Source organism: Pseudomonas sp. 01L34, from assembly GCF_056400265.1.
In genome coordinates, this window is the sequence record NZ_JBFTSX010000001.1 from 130,234 (window position 1) to 149,006 (window position 18,773).

16 protein-coding genes are annotated in these 18,773 nt (G+C 62.1%); 14 read left to right on the forward strand and 2 right to left on the reverse strand.

The window, feature by feature from the left end:
* Position 1 precedes the first annotated feature (1 nt).
* On the reverse strand, positions 2–1,186 hold the full coding sequence (locus tag AC1DQM_RS00655; RefSeq protein WP_477745656.1) for an ABC transporter substrate-binding protein: 1,185 nt from the start codon (positions 1,184–1,186) through the stop codon (positions 2–4).
* Positions 1,187–1,437: 251 nt separating this feature from the next.
* Here AC1DQM_RS00655 and pedF point away from each other — a divergent pair, with 251 nt between their 5' ends.
* From pedF to AC1DQM_RS00715, 12 genes are all read left to right on the forward strand, one after another.
* Positions 1,438–1,899 carry a cytochrome c-550 PedF gene (pedF, locus tag AC1DQM_RS00660; RefSeq protein ID WP_007937645.1) on the forward strand — a complete coding sequence of 154 codons (462 nt, stop codon included), beginning with the start codon at positions 1,438–1,440 and terminating at the stop codon, positions 1,897–1,899.
* 3 nt (positions 1,900–1,902) lie between these two features.
* Positions 1,903–2,781, forward strand: a complete 879-nt coding sequence (locus AC1DQM_RS00665; RefSeq protein WP_477745657.1) for a substrate-binding periplasmic protein — start codon at positions 1,903–1,905, stop codon at positions 2,779–2,781.
* A complete protein-coding gene (locus AC1DQM_RS00670) occupies positions 2,778–3,527 on the forward strand; it encodes a quinoprotein dehydrogenase-associated SoxYZ-like carrier (protein ID WP_086946233.1) in 750 nt (249 codons plus the stop codon). The genes AC1DQM_RS00665 and AC1DQM_RS00670 overlap by 4 nt, the downstream gene beginning before the upstream one ends.
* Before the next feature lie 15 nt (positions 3,528–3,542).
* Complete coding sequence (locus AC1DQM_RS00675) at positions 3,543–4,481, forward strand: quinoprotein relay system zinc metallohydrolase 1 (RefSeq protein WP_477745658.1); 939 nt, start codon at positions 3,543–3,545, stop codon at positions 4,479–4,481.
* 183 nt (positions 4,482–4,664) lie between these two features.
* The gene (locus AC1DQM_RS00680) at positions 4,665–6,440 is read left to right on the forward strand and encodes a PQQ-dependent methanol/ethanol family dehydrogenase (protein ID WP_018929703.1); all 1,776 of its coding nucleotides are present in this window, start codon (positions 4,665–4,667) and stop codon (positions 6,438–6,440) included.
* 304 nt (positions 6,441–6,744) lie between these two features.
* Positions 6,745–8,265 (forward strand): acetaldehyde dehydrogenase ExaC, encoded by a 1,521-nt coding sequence (gene exaC / locus AC1DQM_RS00685; protein WP_019648895.1) that lies wholly within the window; start codon positions 6,745–6,747, stop codon positions 8,263–8,265.
* A 303-nt stretch (positions 8,266–8,568) separates the two neighbouring features.
* Positions 8,569–8,640, forward strand: coding sequence for a pyrroloquinoline quinone precursor peptide PqqA (gene pqqA, locus AC1DQM_RS00690; RefSeq protein WP_081499480.1), 72 nt, complete (start codon positions 8,569–8,571; stop codon positions 8,638–8,640).
* A gap of 53 nt (positions 8,641–8,693) precedes the next feature.
* Positions 8,694–9,608 carry a pyrroloquinoline quinone biosynthesis protein PqqB gene (pqqB, locus tag AC1DQM_RS00695; RefSeq protein WP_477745659.1) on the forward strand — a complete coding sequence of 305 codons (915 nt, stop codon included), beginning with the start codon at positions 8,694–8,696 and terminating at the stop codon, positions 9,606–9,608.
* A gap of 48 nt (positions 9,609–9,656) precedes the next feature.
* Positions 9,657–10,409, forward strand: coding sequence for a pyrroloquinoline-quinone synthase PqqC (gene pqqC, locus AC1DQM_RS00700; protein WP_018929700.1), 753 nt, complete (start codon positions 9,657–9,659; stop codon positions 10,407–10,409).
* The gene (gene pqqE, locus AC1DQM_RS00705; RefSeq protein WP_477745660.1) at positions 10,406–11,539 is read left to right on the forward strand and encodes a pyrroloquinoline quinone biosynthesis protein PqqE; all 1,134 of its coding nucleotides are present in this window, start codon (positions 10,406–10,408) and stop codon (positions 11,537–11,539) included. The genes pqqC and pqqE overlap by 4 nt, the downstream gene beginning before the upstream one ends.
* A 116-nt stretch (positions 11,540–11,655) precedes the next feature.
* Complete coding sequence (ercA, locus tag AC1DQM_RS00710) at positions 11,656–12,819, forward strand: alcohol dehydrogenase-like regulatory protein ErcA (protein ID WP_436275441.1); 1,164 nt, start codon at positions 11,656–11,658, stop codon at positions 12,817–12,819.
* Complete coding sequence (locus tag AC1DQM_RS00715) at positions 12,803–14,530, forward strand: hybrid sensor histidine kinase/response regulator (RefSeq protein ID WP_477745661.1); 1,728 nt, start codon at positions 12,803–12,805, stop codon at positions 14,528–14,530. The genes ercA and AC1DQM_RS00715 overlap by 17 nt, the downstream gene beginning before the upstream one ends.
* A gap of 61 nt (positions 14,531–14,591) precedes the next feature.
* Here AC1DQM_RS00715 and AC1DQM_RS00720 read toward each other — a convergent pair whose 3' ends face one another.
* Positions 14,592–15,542, reverse strand: a complete 951-nt coding sequence (locus tag AC1DQM_RS00720; protein WP_086946237.1) for a polysaccharide deacetylase family protein — start codon at positions 15,540–15,542, stop codon at positions 14,592–14,594.
* Between the two features lie 331 nt (positions 15,543–15,873).
* Between AC1DQM_RS00720 and AC1DQM_RS00725 the strand changes: the two genes are divergently transcribed.
* Both AC1DQM_RS00725 and AC1DQM_RS00730 read left to right on the forward strand, forming a co-directional pair.
* The gene (locus AC1DQM_RS00725) at positions 15,874–17,538 is read left to right on the forward strand and encodes an MFS transporter (RefSeq protein ID WP_477745662.1); all 1,665 of its coding nucleotides are present in this window, start codon (positions 15,874–15,876) and stop codon (positions 17,536–17,538) included.
* Positions 17,535–18,683, forward strand: coding sequence for an HlyD family secretion protein (locus AC1DQM_RS00730; protein WP_477742962.1), 1,149 nt, complete (start codon positions 17,535–17,537; stop codon positions 18,681–18,683). The genes AC1DQM_RS00725 and AC1DQM_RS00730 overlap by 4 nt, the downstream gene beginning before the upstream one ends.
* The last annotated feature ends 90 nt before the right edge of the window (positions 18,684–18,773 follow it).

Here is an 18,773-nt window from a genome sequence, read left to right on the forward strand (position 1 = left end):
TTCAGGGAAAGCGGCAACTGACCTCGGCTTTGTCGTAACCCAGGCTGTCCATTTCGTTGAAGGGGTGCAGGAAGCCGTCTTGCGGCGACGTGCTGACCAGCGCCCGGGGCTGCACGATGGGGATCGGCTGGCGCAACTGACCGTTCCACGGCCGATAACTGAGCTTGCGGCCCTTGAAGCCGTCCAGCGGCAATTGCTCGCTGATTTCAAGCGTACGGATCGCCATGGCATCGGCTTGACGCAGTTTGCCCACCGCGCTGGCAATGCTGCGCACCGCCATCCACGCGGCGAAATCCCGATCGTTCATCCAGCGCCCGGCCAGGGCTTCGAAGCGTTTTTGCAACTGCGCGGCACCGTAGGTTTCCACGGTCTTGTGCCAGCCCACCGGGGTCAGGCCCTGGGTGCCGGCGACCGGCCGTGGGTACCAGGTCTGGTAGGGCACGTACTCGCCGAAATCGCCGCGTTCATCGGCGACCAGCACCACGTCGTACTCGGCGGTTTGGGTGAACAGCGGCATGTCGGCCTGGGCGCTGCGCCGTTGATCGTTATCGAAGCTCCAGGCTTTCTCCGCCACCAGTTGCAGGCCGAAGCGTTTTGCCGCCCGGCGCAGGGCGGCGGCATAGGCTTGATCGTCGGCGGTGGGGCCGACGATCAGCAGCGCCCGTTGCCATTTGCGCAGCACCAGAAACTGCGCCAACGCATCGGCCAGCATCGCCCGGCTCGGCAGGCTGTGCAGCACGTTCGGCAGGCAATCGGTAGTGCGCAGGCTGTCATCGGGGCTGCCGGCATTGAACAGCAGGCTGTCGGGTAGCACAGCGCTGAGTCGGCGCAGGTTTTCCGCCGGAGCATTCACCACAAACAGGCGCAGGCCTTGTTGGTGTTGGGCTTTGGCGGCTTCGAGCAAGGCGTCGGGGTTGTCGACATTGGCGCTGACCAACTCGTAGCGCTGGTTGAGAAAGTGCCCGGTGCTGTTGCTGTCGATGATCGCCAGTTCCGCGCCCCGCAGGCCGGCATCGGTCGGTTCAGGAATAACGTTCGACAGCAATGGCCCGGGGTCGGGGCGATACCCCAGATAGCCGATCCGCACCTGCAACGGTGCATCCGCCGCCTGACTCTGGGTCGCCAACCCGGCGGCGCAGGCAATCGCCAGCAGGTAGATCAAGGCATAAGGGGCGAGCTGGCGCATAAGGCACTCCATCACAGGTAGCGCCAGCATAGGAACCCCGGTCGGTCGGGGAAATATGCAGAAAGTACCGATGAGCCAGTACCAAGGTAGTAACGGCGCCAGAACGCCCCCGGACTGTTCGCCGCAAGCCCTACTACCAAGGGAGTAGGCCGCGACCACCAAAGCAGCATGGGGTTGGCGCGAAGCCGTTCCTAAGATGGGTGCCATAGCCTCTTCAGAGAGGTCTTGCGTGCAATCTTGAGGGCATAACAATGACAACAAAACGCAACGCCTTGCTCGTCGCCGGACTGCTGGCCGGCTTCATCAGCGCAGGTTCCGTCTGGGCTCACGGCAACGTGGTACCCCAGGCCGTCGAAACCAAGGGGTTGACCCCGATCAAGGATGCCGGCGTGCAGGTTAATGCCGATGGTTGGGCGGCGGTGAACCCGTACCGCTCCTCCCCGGAACACGATAAAGCGCTGGAGATCGGTTCTTCGGCCTACAACCAGAACTGCGCGGCCTGTCATGGCCTCGAAGCCAAATCCGGCGGCATTGCCCCTGACTTGCGCATGCTCGATGTCGGCGAGGCTGGTGATGAGTGGTTCGTCGAACGGGTGCGTAATGGTGCCGTGCGTGATGGCCGGGTGTACATGCCGAAGATGGCCGACTACTTGAGCCAGGAAGCCTTGTGGGCGGTACGCACCTACCTGGACAGCGTGCACGTCGAGGAGTGACCCATGCGCCTGCTCGCGGTGTTGATCAGCGCTGTGTGGTTGTGCTGCCAGGCAGCGCAGGCACAGGTTCGAACCTATGACGAAATGATCGCCGCCGCCGAGCTGAAAGTCGCGGTCTACAAGGACTTCGCGCCCTACAGTTTCGAAGACGCCGGCCAGCCTCGTGGAGTCGATGTCGAACTCGCCCAGGCCTTGGCCAAGGCCATGGGGGTACGCCTGAAACTGATCTGGGCACCCGCCGGAGAGAAGCTCGACGACGACCTGCGCGATTACATCTGGCGGGCCAGTCAGCTGCACAATCAGCAACTGGCCGACCTGATGATGCGCGTGCCCTACGACCGCGATTACTCACAGAAACGCAATGAGCTGGGCGAACTGGAGAACGGCCATGTGGTGATGTTCGGGCCGTACCAGACCGAGCAATGGCAGGTGGCGTATGACCGTCGTCGACTGGACTCGGTGGCCAGCGTCGCGGTGTTCCAGCAGCACCCGATCGGCGTCGAAGTCGACAGCGTGCCGTCGTTCTACCTGACTTCGGTGTTCAACGGCATGCTTGCCGCCAAGACCCACCATTACCCCGGTGTGCCCCAGGCGTTTGCCGCGATGAAGGCCGGTGAAGTCGACGCGGTGATGGCGATGCGCGGCGAGATCGACTGGCAGGTTCATCAGGCCGCCGATCCGCAAGTGGCGCTGGCGGAAAACGCCTATCCGAACATGGGCAAGCAACGCTGGGAGATCGGCATGGCGGTGCATGAAAGCAACCGGCAATTGGCCTATGCCGTGGAGGAGGCGCTGGAAGTGTTGATTCGCGAGGGCACGCTCAAAAGTATTTATGCCCATTACGGCCTGCGCTATGACGTGCCCGAGATGTATCAACAATGAACTGGCGCGCGCGTTGGCTGTTGGCCTGCTGGTTGCCCTTGGCCGCGCAGGCGGTTGAGGTCGATCCGGTGCCGTCGGTGATGTGGGCGTTCTATCACAAGCAGATGCTTGGCGACGCACCGTTCGTGTTCGACGAGCGGGTCAAGCTGCTGGCTCCGCCGTTTGCCGAAGACGCCCGGCAAGTGCCGCTGGAAATTGACGCCCGGGCGTTCAAGGGCGAGGTGGTGCGAATCCTCGCCTGGGCCGAACTCAACCCGCTGCCGAAAATCGTCGACTTCGAGCCTTTGACCGGTGTGCTGCCCTGGCTGTCGATCCGCATCCGCGTTGAACAGGCCACGCCGTTGCGTGCGGCAGTGTTGACCCGCGACGGACTGTGGCATGTCGGTTCGACCCTGATCGACGCGGCCGGTGGTGGTTGCACGGCGCCGAGCGTGGTGCGCACCCAGCCGGGCTGGGAAGAACACATCGGCGAAGTGCTTGGCGGTCGTTATCCCCGTGGTGAGTTCAGTCGCGTGCGTTTGCAAGTGGCGCATCCGATGGACAACGGCATGGTCAGCGGCATCCCGGAATTTTTCCTCAACCAGGCCGAGCTGCGGGACTCAGACGACCGGGTACTGGCGCGTCTGGAGCTGTTCCCGGCGGTCAGCGAGAACCCCAACCTGGCTTTCGACATCGAAGGTGCGGGGCAGACGCGCCTGATACTGCGCGACAACAGCGGCAATCAATTCGATGCGGCCATACCCTGACCCAAGGAGCGTGTGATGCGCTGGATGCTGTTGTTGTTCATCTGTGTGAGCCTGCCGACCCTGGCCGATCCCGATTACGCACTCAAGCCCCGACAGATTGCCGAAGACACCTGGCTGCTAGGGGGCAGCACCGATAACTTCGCCAAGAACAACGGCGGCAACATCGTCAACACCGCGTTCATCGTCACCGGGCAAGGGGTGGTGGTGATCGACACCGGGCCATCGAAGCGCTACGGCGAAGCCATGCGCAAAGCGATTGCCGCAACCACCGATAAACCGGTGATCCAGGTGTTGCTGACCCATCACCATCCCGACCATGTGCTGGGCAATCAGGCCTTCGTCGACGTGCCGATTGCTGCACTGGCCGGCACCACCGAGCTGTTGCATCAACAGGGTGATGCGATGGCCGAGAACATGTATCGACTGGTGGGTGACTGGATGCGCGGCACCGAAGTGGTGTTGCCGACGCAGACGCTGACGCCAGGCGTGCAAAGTTTTGGGAACCACGATTTGCGGCTGCTGAGTCTGGGTGGGCACACCGGCGCGGATCTGGCTATTCTCGACCAGAAAACCGGCGTGCTGTTTGCCGGGGATCTGGTGTTTTATCAGCGGGCCCTGACCACGCCGAACAGCCCGGGGTTGTCGGTGTGGCTGGCGGATATCGCCACGCTTCAGGGATTGCCGTGGACGCTGATTGTGCCCGGGCATGGGCCCGTGGCAACGGACAGCAAACCGTTCGAGCAGATGCGCGATTACCTCTCCTGGCTCGATCAACTCATGCGCGAGGGTGCGGCGAACGGCAGCGACATGGCCGAGATGATCCGCAGCCCCATTCCTGAACGTTTCGCCGGGATCAACCTGAGCCGTTATGAGCTGATCCGCAGCGTCAGCCATTTGTACCCGCGCTATGAGCGCGCGCAGATGAGGCGGGTGGATTCCGGCAAGGATCAGTAGTCCATCTCAGATACGACGCATCCTTTGTGGTGAGCCTTCGTTGATTGGCATCATCCGACCCGCTACCAAGGAACTAGAAATCTCCGCATTGCGGGCAATTGTTGCAAGGGCGGCGGCGCCCAAGAATCTGCACCAGACCGGGAAAATTTCCCGGGTATAACAAAAACCGCAGAGGTAGCCGTCATGACCCAACCCGCACGTCGCCAACCCTTCGTCTTGAGCGTGCTGCTCAGTGCCATGCTGTTGTCTGGCCAGGCAATGGCCGCAGTCTCCGATCAAGACATCCTCCAGGATCCGAAGAATCCGGAACAGGTCGTCACCAATGGCCTGGGCGTCCAGGGTCAGCGCTACAGCCCGCTGGACACCCTCAATGTCGACAACGTGAAAGACTTGCGCCCGGTCTGGGCCTTTTCGTTCGGCGGTGAAAAACAGCGCGGTCAGCAAGCGCAGCCGATGATCAAGGACGGCGTGATGTACATGACCGGTTCCTACTCACGGGTGTTCGCCGTGGATGCGCGCACCGGCCGCAAGCTCTGGCAATACGACGCGCGCCTGCCGGATGACATCCGTCCGTGTTGTGACGTGATCAACCGTGGCGTGGCGCTGTATGGCGACCTGGTGATCTTCGGCACTCTCGACGCCAAGCTCGTGGCCCTGAATAAAGACACCGGCAAAGTGGTATGGAGCAAGAAAGTCGCCGACCACAAGGAAGGCTACTCCATCAGCGCCGCGCCACTGGTGATCAACGGCAAACTGATCACTGGCGTGGCGGGTGGCGAGTTCGGGGTGGTGGGCAAGATCGAAGCCTACGACCCGAAAAACGGTGATCTGCTGTGGACCCGGCCAACGGTCGAAGGCCACATGGGTTACGTCTACAAAGACGGCAAGGCCGTAGAGAACGGCATCTCCGGCGGCGAAGCGGGCAAGACCTGGCCGGGGGATTTGTGGAAAACCGGCGGCGCGGCGCCGTGGCTGGGCGGCTACTACGACCCGGAAACCAATCTGCTGCTGTTCGGCACCGGCAACCCGGCACCCTGGAACTCGCACCTGCGCCCTGGCGACAACCTTTACTCGTCCTCGCGCCTGGCGCTGAACCCGGACGACGGCACGATCAAATGGCACTTCCAGAGCACCCCTCACGACGGCTGGGACTATGACGGCGTGAACGAACTGGTGTCGTTCAACTACAACGAAGGCGGCAAGGAAATCAAAGCCGCGGCCACCGCGGACCGTAACGGTTTCTTCTATGTGCTGGATCGCACCAACGGCAAATTCATCCGCGGCTTCCCGTTCGTGGACAAGATCACCTGGGCCAGTGGCCTGGATAAAAACGGTCGGCCGATCTACAACGAAGACAGCCGTCCGGGTGCACCGGGCTCCGAGGCCAAAGGCAGTTCGGTGTTTGTAGCGCCGGCGTTCCTGGGGGCGAAAAACTGGATGCCGATGGCCTACAACCGCGACACCGGCTTGTTCTATGTGCCGTCCAACGAGTGGGGCATGGACATCTGGAACGAAGGCATCGCCTATAAAAAAGGCGCGGCGTTCCTCGGCGCCGGTTTCACCATCAAGCCATTGAATGAAGACTACATCGGCGTGCTGCGCGCCATCGACCCGAAAACCGGCAAGGAAGTCTGGCGCCACAAGAACTTCGCGCCGTTGTGGGGCGGGGTGCTGACCACCAAGGGCAACCTGGTGTTCACCGGTACGCCGGAAGGTTTCCTACAAGCGTTCAACGCCAAGACCGGCGAGAAAGTCTGGGAATTCCAGACCGGCTCCGGCGTGCTCGGCTCGCCCATCACCTGGGAAATGGATGGCGAACAATACGTTTCGGTGCTCTCCGGCTGGGGCGGCGCGGTACCGCTGTGGGGCGGCGAAGTGGCCAAGCGCATCAAGGACTTCAACCAGGGCGGCATGCTGTGGACCTTCAAGCTGCCGAAGGACCTGGTTGCCAAGCACTAACCCAAAATTCACTGAATAACCCTGTGGGAGCGGGTTCTGTGGCGAGGGGGCTTGCCCCCGTTGGGTCGCGAAGCGGCCCCCGCATTTCTCCTGTCTCACTGCGTTGGTCGGATTTACGACTGCTGCGCAGCCGAACGGGGGCAAGCCCCCTCGCCACAAGGATCACCTGTCCCGTATGGGCAAAATTACGACCAAATAACGAGAGTCCCCCTGCCAACGGCGCATTCGTCTGACAGGCGGGGCTCTCTACTATCGGTTCATCGCCTGTTGGCCTGACAGGCATCGACCCAGACAGAGGCCCATCATGATCTACGCACAACCTGGAACACCCGGCGCCATCGTTTCCTTCAAACCACGCTACGGCAATTTCATCGGCGGCGAGTTCGTCGCCCCGGTCAATGGCGAGTACTTCACCAATACCTCACCGGTCACCGGTGAAGTGATCGCCGAATTCCCGCGCTCCAGCGCCGCCGACATCGAAAAGGCTCTCGACGCCGCCCATGCCGCCGCTGATGCCTGGGGCAAAACCTCGGCGCAGGACCGCTCGCTGGTGCTGCTGAAAATCGCTGACCGCATCGAACAGAACCTGGAAATCCTCGCCGTCACCGAAACCTGGGACAACGGCAAGGCCGTGCGCGAAACCCTCAACGCCGACGTGCCGCTGGCCGCCGACCACTTCCGTTACTTCGCCGGTTGCATCCGCGCTCAAGAGGGCGGTGCCGCTGAAATCAACGAACTGACCACCGCCTATCATTTCCACGAACCGCTGGGTGTGGTTGGGCAGATCATCCCGTGGAACTTCCCGCTGCTGATGGCCGCGTGGAAACTCGCCCCGGCCCTGGCTGCGGGCAACTGCATCGTGCTCAAACCCGCCGAGCAAACGCCGCTGTCGATCATGGTGTTCGCCGAGCTGATCGCCGATTTGCTGCCAGCCGGCGTGCTGAATATCGTCCAGGGCTTCGGTCGCGAAGCCGGTGAAGCGCTGGCCACCAGCAAGCGCATCGCCAAGATCGCCTTCACCGGTTCCACCCCGGTGGGCGCGCACATCATGCATTGCGCAGCCGAGAACATCATTCCAAGCACCGTTGAGCTGGGCGGCAAGTCGCCGAACATCTTCTTCGAAGACATCATGAACGCCGAACCGCAGTTCATCGAAAAAGCCGCCGAAGGCCTGGTGCTGGCGTTCTTCAACCAGGGCGAAGTCTGCACTTGTCCGTCGCGGGCACTGGTGCAGGAATCGATCTACGAGCCGTTCATGGCCGAGGTGATGAAGAAGATCGTCAAGATCAAGCGTGGCAATCCGCTGGACACCGAGACCATGGTCGGCGCCCAGGCGTCCGAGCAGCAATACGACAAGATCCTCTCGTACCTGAAAATCGCCCAGGAGGAGGGCGCCGAGCTGCTCACTGGCGGCGCGGCCGAGCGGCTGGAAGGCGACTTGTCCAGCGGCTATTACATCCAGCCGACGCTGCTCAAGGGCCACAACAAAATGCGCGTGTTCCAGGAAGAAATCTTCGGCCCGGTGGTGGGTGTCACCACCTTCAAGGACGAAGCCGAAGCCCTGGCGATCGCCAACGACAGCGAGTTCGGCCTCGGTGCGGGCCTGTGGACCCGCGACATCAACCGCGCCTACCGCATGGGCCGGGCGATCAAGGCCGGGCGCGTCTGGACCAACTGCTACCACCTGTACCCGGCCCACGCCGCGTTCGGTGGCTACAAGAAGTCCGGTGTCGGCCGTGAGAACCACAAGATGATGCTCGACCATTACCAACAGACCAAAAACCTGCTGGTGAGCTACGACATCAATCCGCTGGGGTTCTTCTAACCCCATAAGCACAGCACAAACCAAATGTGGGAGCGGGCTGATGTGGCGAGGGGGCTTGCCCCCGTTGGACTGCGGAGCAGTCCCCGGAACTTCAGGTTTTGGGGCCGCTTCGCGACCCAACGGGGGCAAGCCCCCTCGCCACATCAGCCCGTTCCCGCATTGGTTCTGTGTGTGCTTGAAGGCCTTGCAACACCCCCTACCAACGCACGCCGCCACCTCCTTCGAAAGTAGCATTCGGGCAGTTGGCGCCCCGTGCATTAATGACGTTACCGGAATCGTCCGGCACAAGAAGAGGAATGACCCATGTGGCATAAACCCGCGTTTACCGATCTGCGCATTGGCTTCGAAGTGACGATGTATTTCGCCAACCGTTGATTGATCGCCCGGTCAGCCGTCGCGTTGGCCGGGCCTGCTTTCTGGAGCCTGCCATGCACATCCGCGTTCTCGGTTCCGCCGCCGGCGGCGGTTTTCCGCAATGGAACTGCAACTGCCGCCAGTGCGCGGCGATGCGTCACGGCAACCTGCGTGCGCAACGCCGTACGCAGTCGTCCATTGCCCTGAGCGACGACGGTGTGGAATGGATACTCTGCAATGCTTCACCAGACATCCGCGCCCAACTCGAAAGCTTCCCGACGCTGCAACCGGCCCGCCGCGTGCGTGACACGGCGATTGCCGGCGTAGTCCTGCTGGACAGTCAGATCGACCATTGCACCGGCCTGTTGAGCCTGCGCGAAGGCTGCCCGCATTCGGTCTGGTGCACCGAGCGGGTGCATGAAGACCTGAGCAGCGGCTTCCCGTTGTTCACCATGCTCAAACATTGGAACGGTGGTTTGCAGTGGCAACCGATCGAACTGGACCGTGAGCCGTTCAGCATCGCAGCTTGCCAACACCTGCAATTTCGCGCCATTCCATTGGTCAGCAACGCACCGCCGTATTCCCCCAACCGTGGCAACCCGCAGCCGGGGGACACCATCGGCCTGTTCATCGAAGACCTGCGCAACGGAGCATCGGTGTTCTATGCGCCGGGTCTGGGGCAGGTCGATGCCGAGGTATTGAGCTGGATGCAGCGCGCCGATTGCCTGCTGCTGGACGGCACGCTGTGGCGCGACGATGAAATGCGCCTATGTGAAGTCGGCCAGAGCCTGGGCCGCGAAATGGGCCACCTGCCGCAAAGCGGTCCCGGCGGGATGCTCGAAGTGCTGGAGGGCTTCAATCGCCAGCGCAAGGTGCTGATCCACATCAACAACACCAACCCGATCCTCGACGAAGACTCGGCCGAGCGGGCTTTGCTGGAGCGGCGGGGGATTGAAGTGGCCTATGACGGCATGAGTATTGAGCTGTAGCGGATGGCCTCATCGCAGAACCCAACGGTTATTCCCCGGAGAACCGCAATGACTGACACTCCCATGACCCCCACTGAATTCGAAGCGGCCCTGCGCGCCAAAGGCGCCTATTACCACATCCACCACCCATTCCACCAAGCCATGTACGCCGGGCGCGCCACCCGCGAGCAGATCCAGGGCTGGGTCGCCAATCGCTTCTACTATCAGGTGAACATTCCCCTGAAGGACGCGGCAATCCTCGCCAACTGTCCGGACCGCGACGTGCGGCGGGAATGGCTGCAACGGATTCTCGACCATGACGGAGTCCCCGGCAGCGAAGGCGGCATCGAAGCCTGGTTGCGTCTGGGCGAAGCGGTGGGGCTGGATCGCGAACAAATTCTCTCGCAAGAGTTGGTGCTGCCGGGTGTGCGATTTGCCGTGGACGCCTACGTCAATTTCGCCCGCCGTGCTTGTTGGCAGGAAGCGGCCAGCAGTTCGCTGACCGAGCTGTTCGCGCCGCAGATCCATCAGTCTCGGCTCGACGCCTGGCCCAGCCATTACCCATGGATCGACCCGGCCGGTTACGACTATTTCCGTACGCGCCTGAGCCAGGCCCGGCGCGATGTCGAGCATGGCTTGCGCATCACCCTGGCGCATTACGTCACGGTCGAGGGCCAGCAGCGCATGCTGGAGATTCTGCAGTTCAAGCTTGATGTGCTGTGGAGCATGCTCGACGCGATGAGCATGGCCTATGAGCTGGACCGCCCGCCGTATCACACCGTCACCGCCGAGCGGGTCTGGCACCGGGGGATCGCCCTGTGAACGCGATCGAGCAGCTATCCGGCCCACCGTTGTGGCTGTTGGCGGAGCTGACCTATCGCTGCCCGCTGCAATGCCCGTATTGCTCCAATCCCTTGGATTTCGCCCAACAGGGTGAGGAGTTGAGCACGGAAGAGTGGATCCGGGTGTTCCGCGAGGCCCGGGAGATGGGCGCCGCGCAACTGGGGTTTTCCGGTGGCGAGCCGTTGGTGCGCCAGGACCTGGCCGAGCTGATCAAGGCCGCGCGGGACATGGGTTACTACACCAACCTGATCACCTCGGGTATCGGCCTGACCGAGCAGAAGGTCCGCGACTTCAAGGTCGCCGGGCTGGACCACATCCAGATCAGCTTTCAGGCCGCCGACGAAGCGGTCAACAACATGCTCGCTGGATCACGCAAGGCCTTCGCCCAGAAACTGGCCATGGCCCGGGCGGTGAAAGCCCAGGGCTACCCGATGGTGCTGAACTTCGTTACCCATCGGCACAACATCGACCAGATCGCGCAGATCATCGAGCTGTGCCTGGAGCTGGAGGCGGATTTCGTCGAGTTGGCGACCTGCCAGTTCTATGGCTGGGCCGAACTCAACCGCGTCGGCCTGTTGCCGACCCGCGAACAATTACAGCGCGCCGAGCGCATCACCAACGAGTATCGCCAGCGGCTTGAGGCCGAGGGCCACCCGTGCAAGCTGATTTTCGTCACCCCGGACTATTACGAAGAGCGCCCCAAGACCTGCATGAATGGCTGGGCCAACCTGTTTCTCGACATCACCCCGGACGGCACGGCGTTGCCTTGTCATAGCGCGCGTCAGCTGCCGGTGCAGTTCCCTAATGTGCGCGAGCACAGCGTCGAACATATCTGGAACGACTCCTTCGGTTTCAACCGGTTTCGTGGCAATGACTGGATGAAAGAGCCGTGCCGTTCCTGCGATGAAAAGCATAAGGACCTGGGCGGCTGCCGCTGCCAGGCGTTCATGCTCACGGGGGACGCGAGCAACGCCGACCCGGTGTGCAGCAAGTCGCCGCACCACAGCGTCATCCTCAAGGCCCGGGACGAAGCCGAAGCGCCGGGGCAGGGCATGGAACACCTGACCTTGCGCAATGAAAAGGCTTCGCGGCTGATCTATCGCGGATAAATTGCGAACGCGAAGCCCCCACCCCCGGTAGTTGCTACCCATTGGTCTGATTGCATTCGCAGCCGGATGCTTTAGTGTTGGCTTTACCTTTCAAAACAATAAAAACAGGCTTTCCAATGAGCCAGAATCTCAGTCAACTGCGTAAATTCGTTTCACCTGAAATCATCTTCGGTGCCGGCTGTCGGCATAATGTCGGCAATTACGCCAAGACCTTCGGCGCCCGCAAGGTGCTGGTGGTCAGCGACCCCGGTGTGATCGCCGCCGGTTGGGTCGCCGATGTCGAGGCCAGCCTGCAAGCCCAGGGCATCGATTACTTTGTGTACAGTGACGTTTCGCCCAACCCGCGGATCGAGGAAGTGATGCTCGGCGCCGAGCTGTACCGGGAGAATCACTGCGATGTGATCGTCGCGGTCGGCGGCGGCAGCCCGATGGATTGCGGCAAGGGTATCGGCATCGTCGTCGCCCACGGGCGCAACATTCTTGAATTCGAGGGTGTGGACACCCTGCGCATGCCCAGCCCGCCGCTGATCCTGATCCCGACCACCGCCGGCACGTCGGCCGATGTGTCGCAGTTCGTGATCATCTCCAATCAGCAAGAACGCATGAAATTCTCCATCGTCAGCAAGGCTGCGGTGCCGGACGTGTCGCTGATCGACCCGGAAACCACCCTGAGCATGGACCCGTTCCTGTCGGCCTGTACCGGCATCGACGCGTTGGTCCACGCCATCGAGGCCTTCGTTTCCACCGGCCACGGGCCGCTCACCGATCCGCATGCGCTGGAGGCGATGCGGCTGATCAACGGCAATCTGGTACAAATGATCGCCAACCCCGGCGATATCGCCCTGCGGGAAAAGATCATGCTCGGCAGCATGCAGGCCGGGCTGGCGTTCTCCAACGCGATCCTCGGCGCGGTGCACGCCATGTCCCACAGCCTCGGTGGATTCCTCGATCTGCCTCACGGCTTGTGCAACGCGGTGCTGGTGGAACACGTGGTGGCGTTCAACTACAGCTCGGCGCCGGAGCGCTTCAAGGTGATCGCCGAGACCTTCGGCATCGATTGTCGCGGCCTGAATCACCGGCAGATCTGCGGACGTCTGGTCGACCACTTGATCGCCCTCAAACACGCCATCGGCTTCCACGAAACCCTGGGCCTGCACGGGGTGAGTACGTCGGACATTCCGTTCCTGTCGCAACATGCCATGGATGACCCGTGCATCCTTACCAACCCGCGCGAGTCCAGCCAGCGCGACGTCGAGGTCGTCTATGGCGAAGCCCTCTGACGAACAGCAACGGGCGCTGACCGGGTTACTCGGCCTGGGCAATCACTCGGCGCGCAAGAGTCATTACCCGGAACTGGCCGCGCGCCTGGATGAACTGGAGGCCGAGCGCAACCGCTACAAATGGCTGTTCGAAAACGCCGTGCACGGAATCTTCCAGGCCAGCCTGCAGGAAGGCATGCGCGCCGCCAACCCGGCGCTGGCGCGGATGCTTGGCTATCAGGACCCGCAGGAGGTGCTGTTTTCCCTGACGGACCTGGCGGGCACGCTGTTCGTCGGCGGCGCGCAAGAGCTGGAAGGCATCGGCGAGGTCCTCCAGCGTGAGCGCAGCCTGCTGGGCTATGAAACCCAGCTGCGGCGCAAGGACGGCACTGTCCTCGACGTGTTGATGAACCTGCTGCTCAAACCGGATCAGGAAGGCCTGGTGGAGGGGTTCGTCGCCGACATCACCGAACGAAAACAGGCCCAGGAGCGCTTGCAACAGCTCAATGATCAACTGGAGCAACGGGTCACCGCGCGCACCAATGAGTTGCTGGACGCCAACCGCAATCTGCAACAACAGATCACCGAGCGTAAACAGATCGCCGAAGCCTTGCGCGACGCCCGTGATGCCGCCGAAGCGGCCAATCGCAGCAAGGACAAATACCTCGCCGCCGCCAGCCACGACCTGCTGCAACCGCTCAATGCCGCGCGTTTGTTGATCTCGACCTTGCGCGAACGGCATTTGCCCGACGTCGAACAGGTACTGGTGGAGCGCACCCATCAGGCACTGGAAGGGGCCGAAGACTTGCTCACCGACCTGCTGGATATTTCCCGGCTCGATCAGGCCGCGGTAAAGCCGGACATCGCCCTGTACCGCCTCGATGAATTGTTCGCGCCACTGGTTTCGGAGTTTCAGTCGGTGGCCGCGGCGACCGGGTTGAACCTGCGGGTGCACATGGGCGATTACGCTATTCATACCGACTTGCGCCTGATGACGCGGATTCTGCGCAACTTCCTCAGCAATGCCTGCCGCTACACCGACGACGGCAGCATCCTGCTGGGTGCCCGGCGCCGGGGCAACGCGCTGCGAATCGAAGTCTGGGACACCGGGCGCGGGATCCCGGCGGACCGTCTCGATTCGATCTTCCTCGAATTCAACCAACTGGACGTTGGCCGTGCCGCCGACCGCAAGGGCGTGGGCCTGGGACTGGCGATTGTCGAACGCATCGCCAAGATCCTCGATTACCGGATTCAGGTGCATTCACTGCCGGGGCGCGGTTCGATGTTCAGCATCGAGGTGCCGATTTCCCATGAGATTCCACTGCCGATCAGTCAGGCCGCACCGCAGCCGAGTACCGGCAACCCGTTGCCGGGCCGGCGCCTGTTGGTGCTGGACAACGAAGTCAGCATTCTTGAAAGCATGAGCGCGCTGCTCGGGCAGTGGGGCTGCGAGGTGGTCACCGCCACCGATGAGGCCACCGCGCTGGTGGCTTTGCAGGGGCAGGCGCCGGAACTGATTCTGGCGGATTACCACCTCGATCACGGGGTGGTGGGCTGTGAAGTGGTCCGGCATCTGCGCGAGCATTTCAGCCGGACGATACCGGCGGTGATCATCACCGCCGACCGCACCGATCAGTGTCGACGCTCGTTGCAGCGGCTCGACGCGCCATTGCTGAACAAACCGGTGAAACCCGGCAAGTTGCGTGCGGTGTTGAGTCAGTTGTTGGCGTAGCGAGCCGATGAAAAGATCGCAGTCTGCGATCTTTTCATTCCGGTTTTGGCGGTGATTTGGCTCAGTGGTTGTACGCCGCCTCGGTGTTATCGATCAGCGGGTTCTTTTCGGTCAGCACGATCTGGGCGATCTGATCCTTGCGCATGAAGCTGACCTTCGGATGGGACTTGGCGTAACGGATAAAACGCTCCACCGCCTCGACCATCGCCGGGGTGCCGCCGATGCGGTCATGCAGACTCACCGACATCATCCGCCGCTGGCTGGCACCTTCGGCGTACAGGCGGTCGAATTCCAGCACCAATTGCCGGTAGAACTGTTGCGCCGAGAAGTGCCGGCCTTCGATCAGCACGATGTCGTTGTTGCGCAGGGTGTATGGCACCACGGCGAATTTCTTGCCACGGACCAGGGTCACAAACGGCTCATCACGGCTGACGTCGTCGATGTGATAGGTGAAGTTCAGGTCCTGCAGCACTTTCAGGGTATTGGGGCTGCGCCGCAGCCAATTGGCGTTGTAGCCCACCGAGCGCTGGCCGGTGAGTTTCTGCACCGCCTCGACGCCGTCGCCGATGAAGGCCTTCTCTTGCTCGTAGCTCATGTTGTAGGAGTCGGCCCAGCGCATGCCATGGGCGGCGACTTCATGGCCGCGATCGGCGATCGCCCGCACCAGTTCAGGGTGTTTCAATGCCGCTTCGCCCACCACATGGGACGTGACCTTGATGCCGTTGCGGTCCCACAAGTCGAGCATCCGCCACAGGCCTTCCTTGTAGCCGTAGTCGAACCAGGTCTGTGCCGGCATGTCCGGGTAACCCTTGGGCAATGGAGTGCCGGAGAACGGACTTTCGGCACCGTCGGGCTGGCCGCCGGTTTCGAATTGCATGGAGAACGAAATCACCAGTTGCGAGCCATCCGGCCACGGGCGTTCCTGGGCGAACGCGAGGGACGGCAGCAGCAGGGCGGCGGCCAGCAGATTTTTCAGCCAGCGGGGGGAGCGTTGCCAATGGGCAGTGGTCATAAGGGGCACCTTTTGAGTTGAACAGTGCCGTGAGGGTGTCATTTGGATTGCCCCGGAAAAATCCGCTACGGGCGAGAAGACTTTTAAACAGAATTTACGAATCCCGCCGAACACACCGTCCAGTGTGGGAGAAGTCCTGTGGCGAGGGGGCTTGCCCCCGTTGGGGCGCGAAGCGGCCCCTATTTTTTCCTGCATGTCGAGTTGTCTGAATTGCGACTGCTTCGCAGCCGAACGGGGGCAAGCCCCCTCGCCACAGGCTCGTGTTTGCAGGGTGTGTTCTCCCCGTGATTTTGCGGCAAACTGACAACACTCCTTGAACCAAGGCCACTGAATGAATCACTACACCCCGCGCGACTGGCAGCCCCACGAGCGGCCCAGCCTGCCCGGATCGCCCTCGACGCCGTTGCACTCCAACCCCAGGCGGCTGGCCTACGCGCTGGTGGGGGTGTTGGTGGCATTGACCGGTGGTCTCGGCAACTCGCTGGTGGTCGCCAACCTGCCGTATCTGCAAGGCGCGCTGGGCGCGACCACGGCCGAGATGGCCTGGCTGCCGGCGGCTTACGTCATGACCAACGTGTCGATGAACCTGCTGCTGGTGAAGTTTCGTCAGCAGTTCGGCCTGCGGGCTTTCACCGAAGTGTTCCTGATGCTTTATGCGCTGGTGACCTTCGGCCATTTGTTCGTCAACGACCTGAGTTCGGCGATCGCCGTGCGCGCGGCCCACGGCATGGTCGGCGCAGCGCTGAGTTCGTTGGGCCTGTATTACATGATCCAGGCCTTCCCGGCGAAATGGCGGATGAAGGCGCTGGTATTGGGCCTCGGCACCTCGCAACTGGCTTTGCCCATGGCACGGTTGTTTTCCGAAGACCTGCTGCAGATCGCCGAATGGCGCGGGCTGTACCTGTTCGAACTGGGCATGGCGCTGTTGTCCCTGGGCTGCGTGTTTCTGCTGAAACTGCCGCCGGGTGACCGCTTCAAGACCTTCGAAAAACTCGACTTCCTGACCTTCGCCATCCTCGCCACCGGCGTGGCCTTACTCTGCGCGGTGTTGTCTTTGGGGCGGATCGACTGGTGGCTGGAAGCGCAGTGGATCGGCGTGGCGTCGGCGGCTTCGATCGTGTTGATCCTCACGGGCCTGGCCATCGAGCACAATCGCAGCAACCCGATGCTGATGACCCGCTGGCTCGGTAGCGGGGCGATGATTCGCCTGGCCCTGGCGGTGATCCTGATTCGCATGGTGACGTCGGAACAGTCCACCGGCGCGGTGGGGTTCATGCAGACGCTGAACATGAGCAGTCAACAGCTGCACAGCCTGTATGTGGTGATGTTGATCGGCAGTATCGCCGGCCTGGTCACCAGCGCCCTGACCATCGACCCCAAGCACCTGATCATGCCGCTGAACATTTCCCTGGCGCTGATGGCGGTCGGTTCGGTGATGGACAGTTATTCGAACAATCTGACCCGCCCGGAAAACCTGTATTTCAGCCAGTTTCTGCTGGCCTTCGGCGGGACGTTCTTCCTCGGGCCGACCATGGTCTTCGGCATGCGTAACGTGCTGTCCAGCCCGCGCAACCTGGTGAGTTTCTCGGTGCTGTTCGGTATCTGTCAGAACCTCGGCGGCTTGATCGGCGCGGCACTGCTGGGGACGTTCCAGATCGCGCGCGAGAAGTTTCATTCCAGTCACATCGTCGAGCAGCTGACGTTGCTCGACCCGCGTGTGGCGGCGCGGGTCCAGAGTGGCGGCAACGCGGTCGGCTCGATAATTTCCGACCCGAGCCTGCGCAACCTGCAGGGCATCCGTAGCCTGGCCGCCGCCGCCACCCGCGAGGCTAATGTCCTGGCCTATAACGATGTGTTCATGCTGATTGCCGTGATCGCGGTGCTGACCATGATCTGGATTTCCATTCGCGCCCTGTGGCTGATGAGCACTACCCAAGCCGTTGCCCCGGCGCCTGCCACTCCAACCAAACAATCCAGCGGTGCCACTTCTTCATGACCGAACCGACCACCACGACCACCAACACTATTGCCGCCACCCCCGAAGGCGTGACGCCGCCATCCTCGCCGGGCTCTGAACCGCGCTCGCTGGGGGTGCGGATCATCTCGTCCCTGGGCTTTGCGGCGATTGCTCTCGTCGGTGTACTGATCGTGTTGTACGCCTGGCAACTGCCACCGTTCAGCAGCGCGGTCGAGACCACGGAAAATGCCCTGGTGCGCGGGCAGGTGACGATCATCGGCCCGCAACTCAGCGGTTACGTGTACGAAGTGCCGGTGCAGGATTTCCAGTTCGTGAAGGCCGGCGATTTACTGGTGCGCCTTGACGACCGCATCTACAAGCAGCGTCTCGATCAGTCCCTGGCGCAACTGGCGGTGCAGAAAGCCGCGCTGGCCAACGTGGTGCAGCAACGCAACAGCGCCGAAGCGACCATCAAGTTGCGTCAGGCCGCCGTCGCCGACGCCCAGGCACAGTTGCGCAAAAGTGAAGCGGATTTGCGCCGCAACAAAGAGCTGGTCGGTGATGGCTCGGTGTCGAAACGCGAGCTGGACGTGACCCTGGCCGCCAACGCCCAGACCGTTGCCGCCGTGGCGCAAGCCCAGGCCAATCTGGACATCGCCCGCCAGGATCTGCAAACGGTGATCGTCAATCGCGGCTCGCTTGAAGCGGCGGTGGCCAGCGCTGAGGCGGCGGTGCAACTGGCGCGGATCGACCTGTCGAACACCCGTGTGGTGGCGCCGCGCGACGGTCAACTCGGACAGATTGGCGTGCGCCTCGGCGCCTACGTCAACTCCGGGGCGCAGCTGATGGCGTTGGTGCCGAACCAGTTGTGGGTGATCGCCAACATGAAGGAAACCCAGATGGACAACGTGCGGGTCGGCCAGCCGGTGAGCTTCACCGTCGATGCGCTGAACCACCAGAAATTCCACGGGCGGGTGCAACGGATTTCACCGGCCACAGGCTCCGAGTTCAGCTTGTTGCAGGCTGACAATGCCACTGGCAACTTCGTCAAGATTGCCCAGCGAGTGCCGGTGCGGATCAGCGTCGATGCCGATCAGGAACAGAGCGAACGGCTGCGGCCGGGGATGTCGGTGGTGGTGAGTATTGATACCGCTGCGCAAGGGGATCCCAATACCCCTGACTAACGCATACCTCTTGTGGGGGGTGACCTGTGGCGAGGGGGCTTGCCCCCGTTTGAGTGCGTAGCACTCACAGGATTTTTGGTACAACAGAAA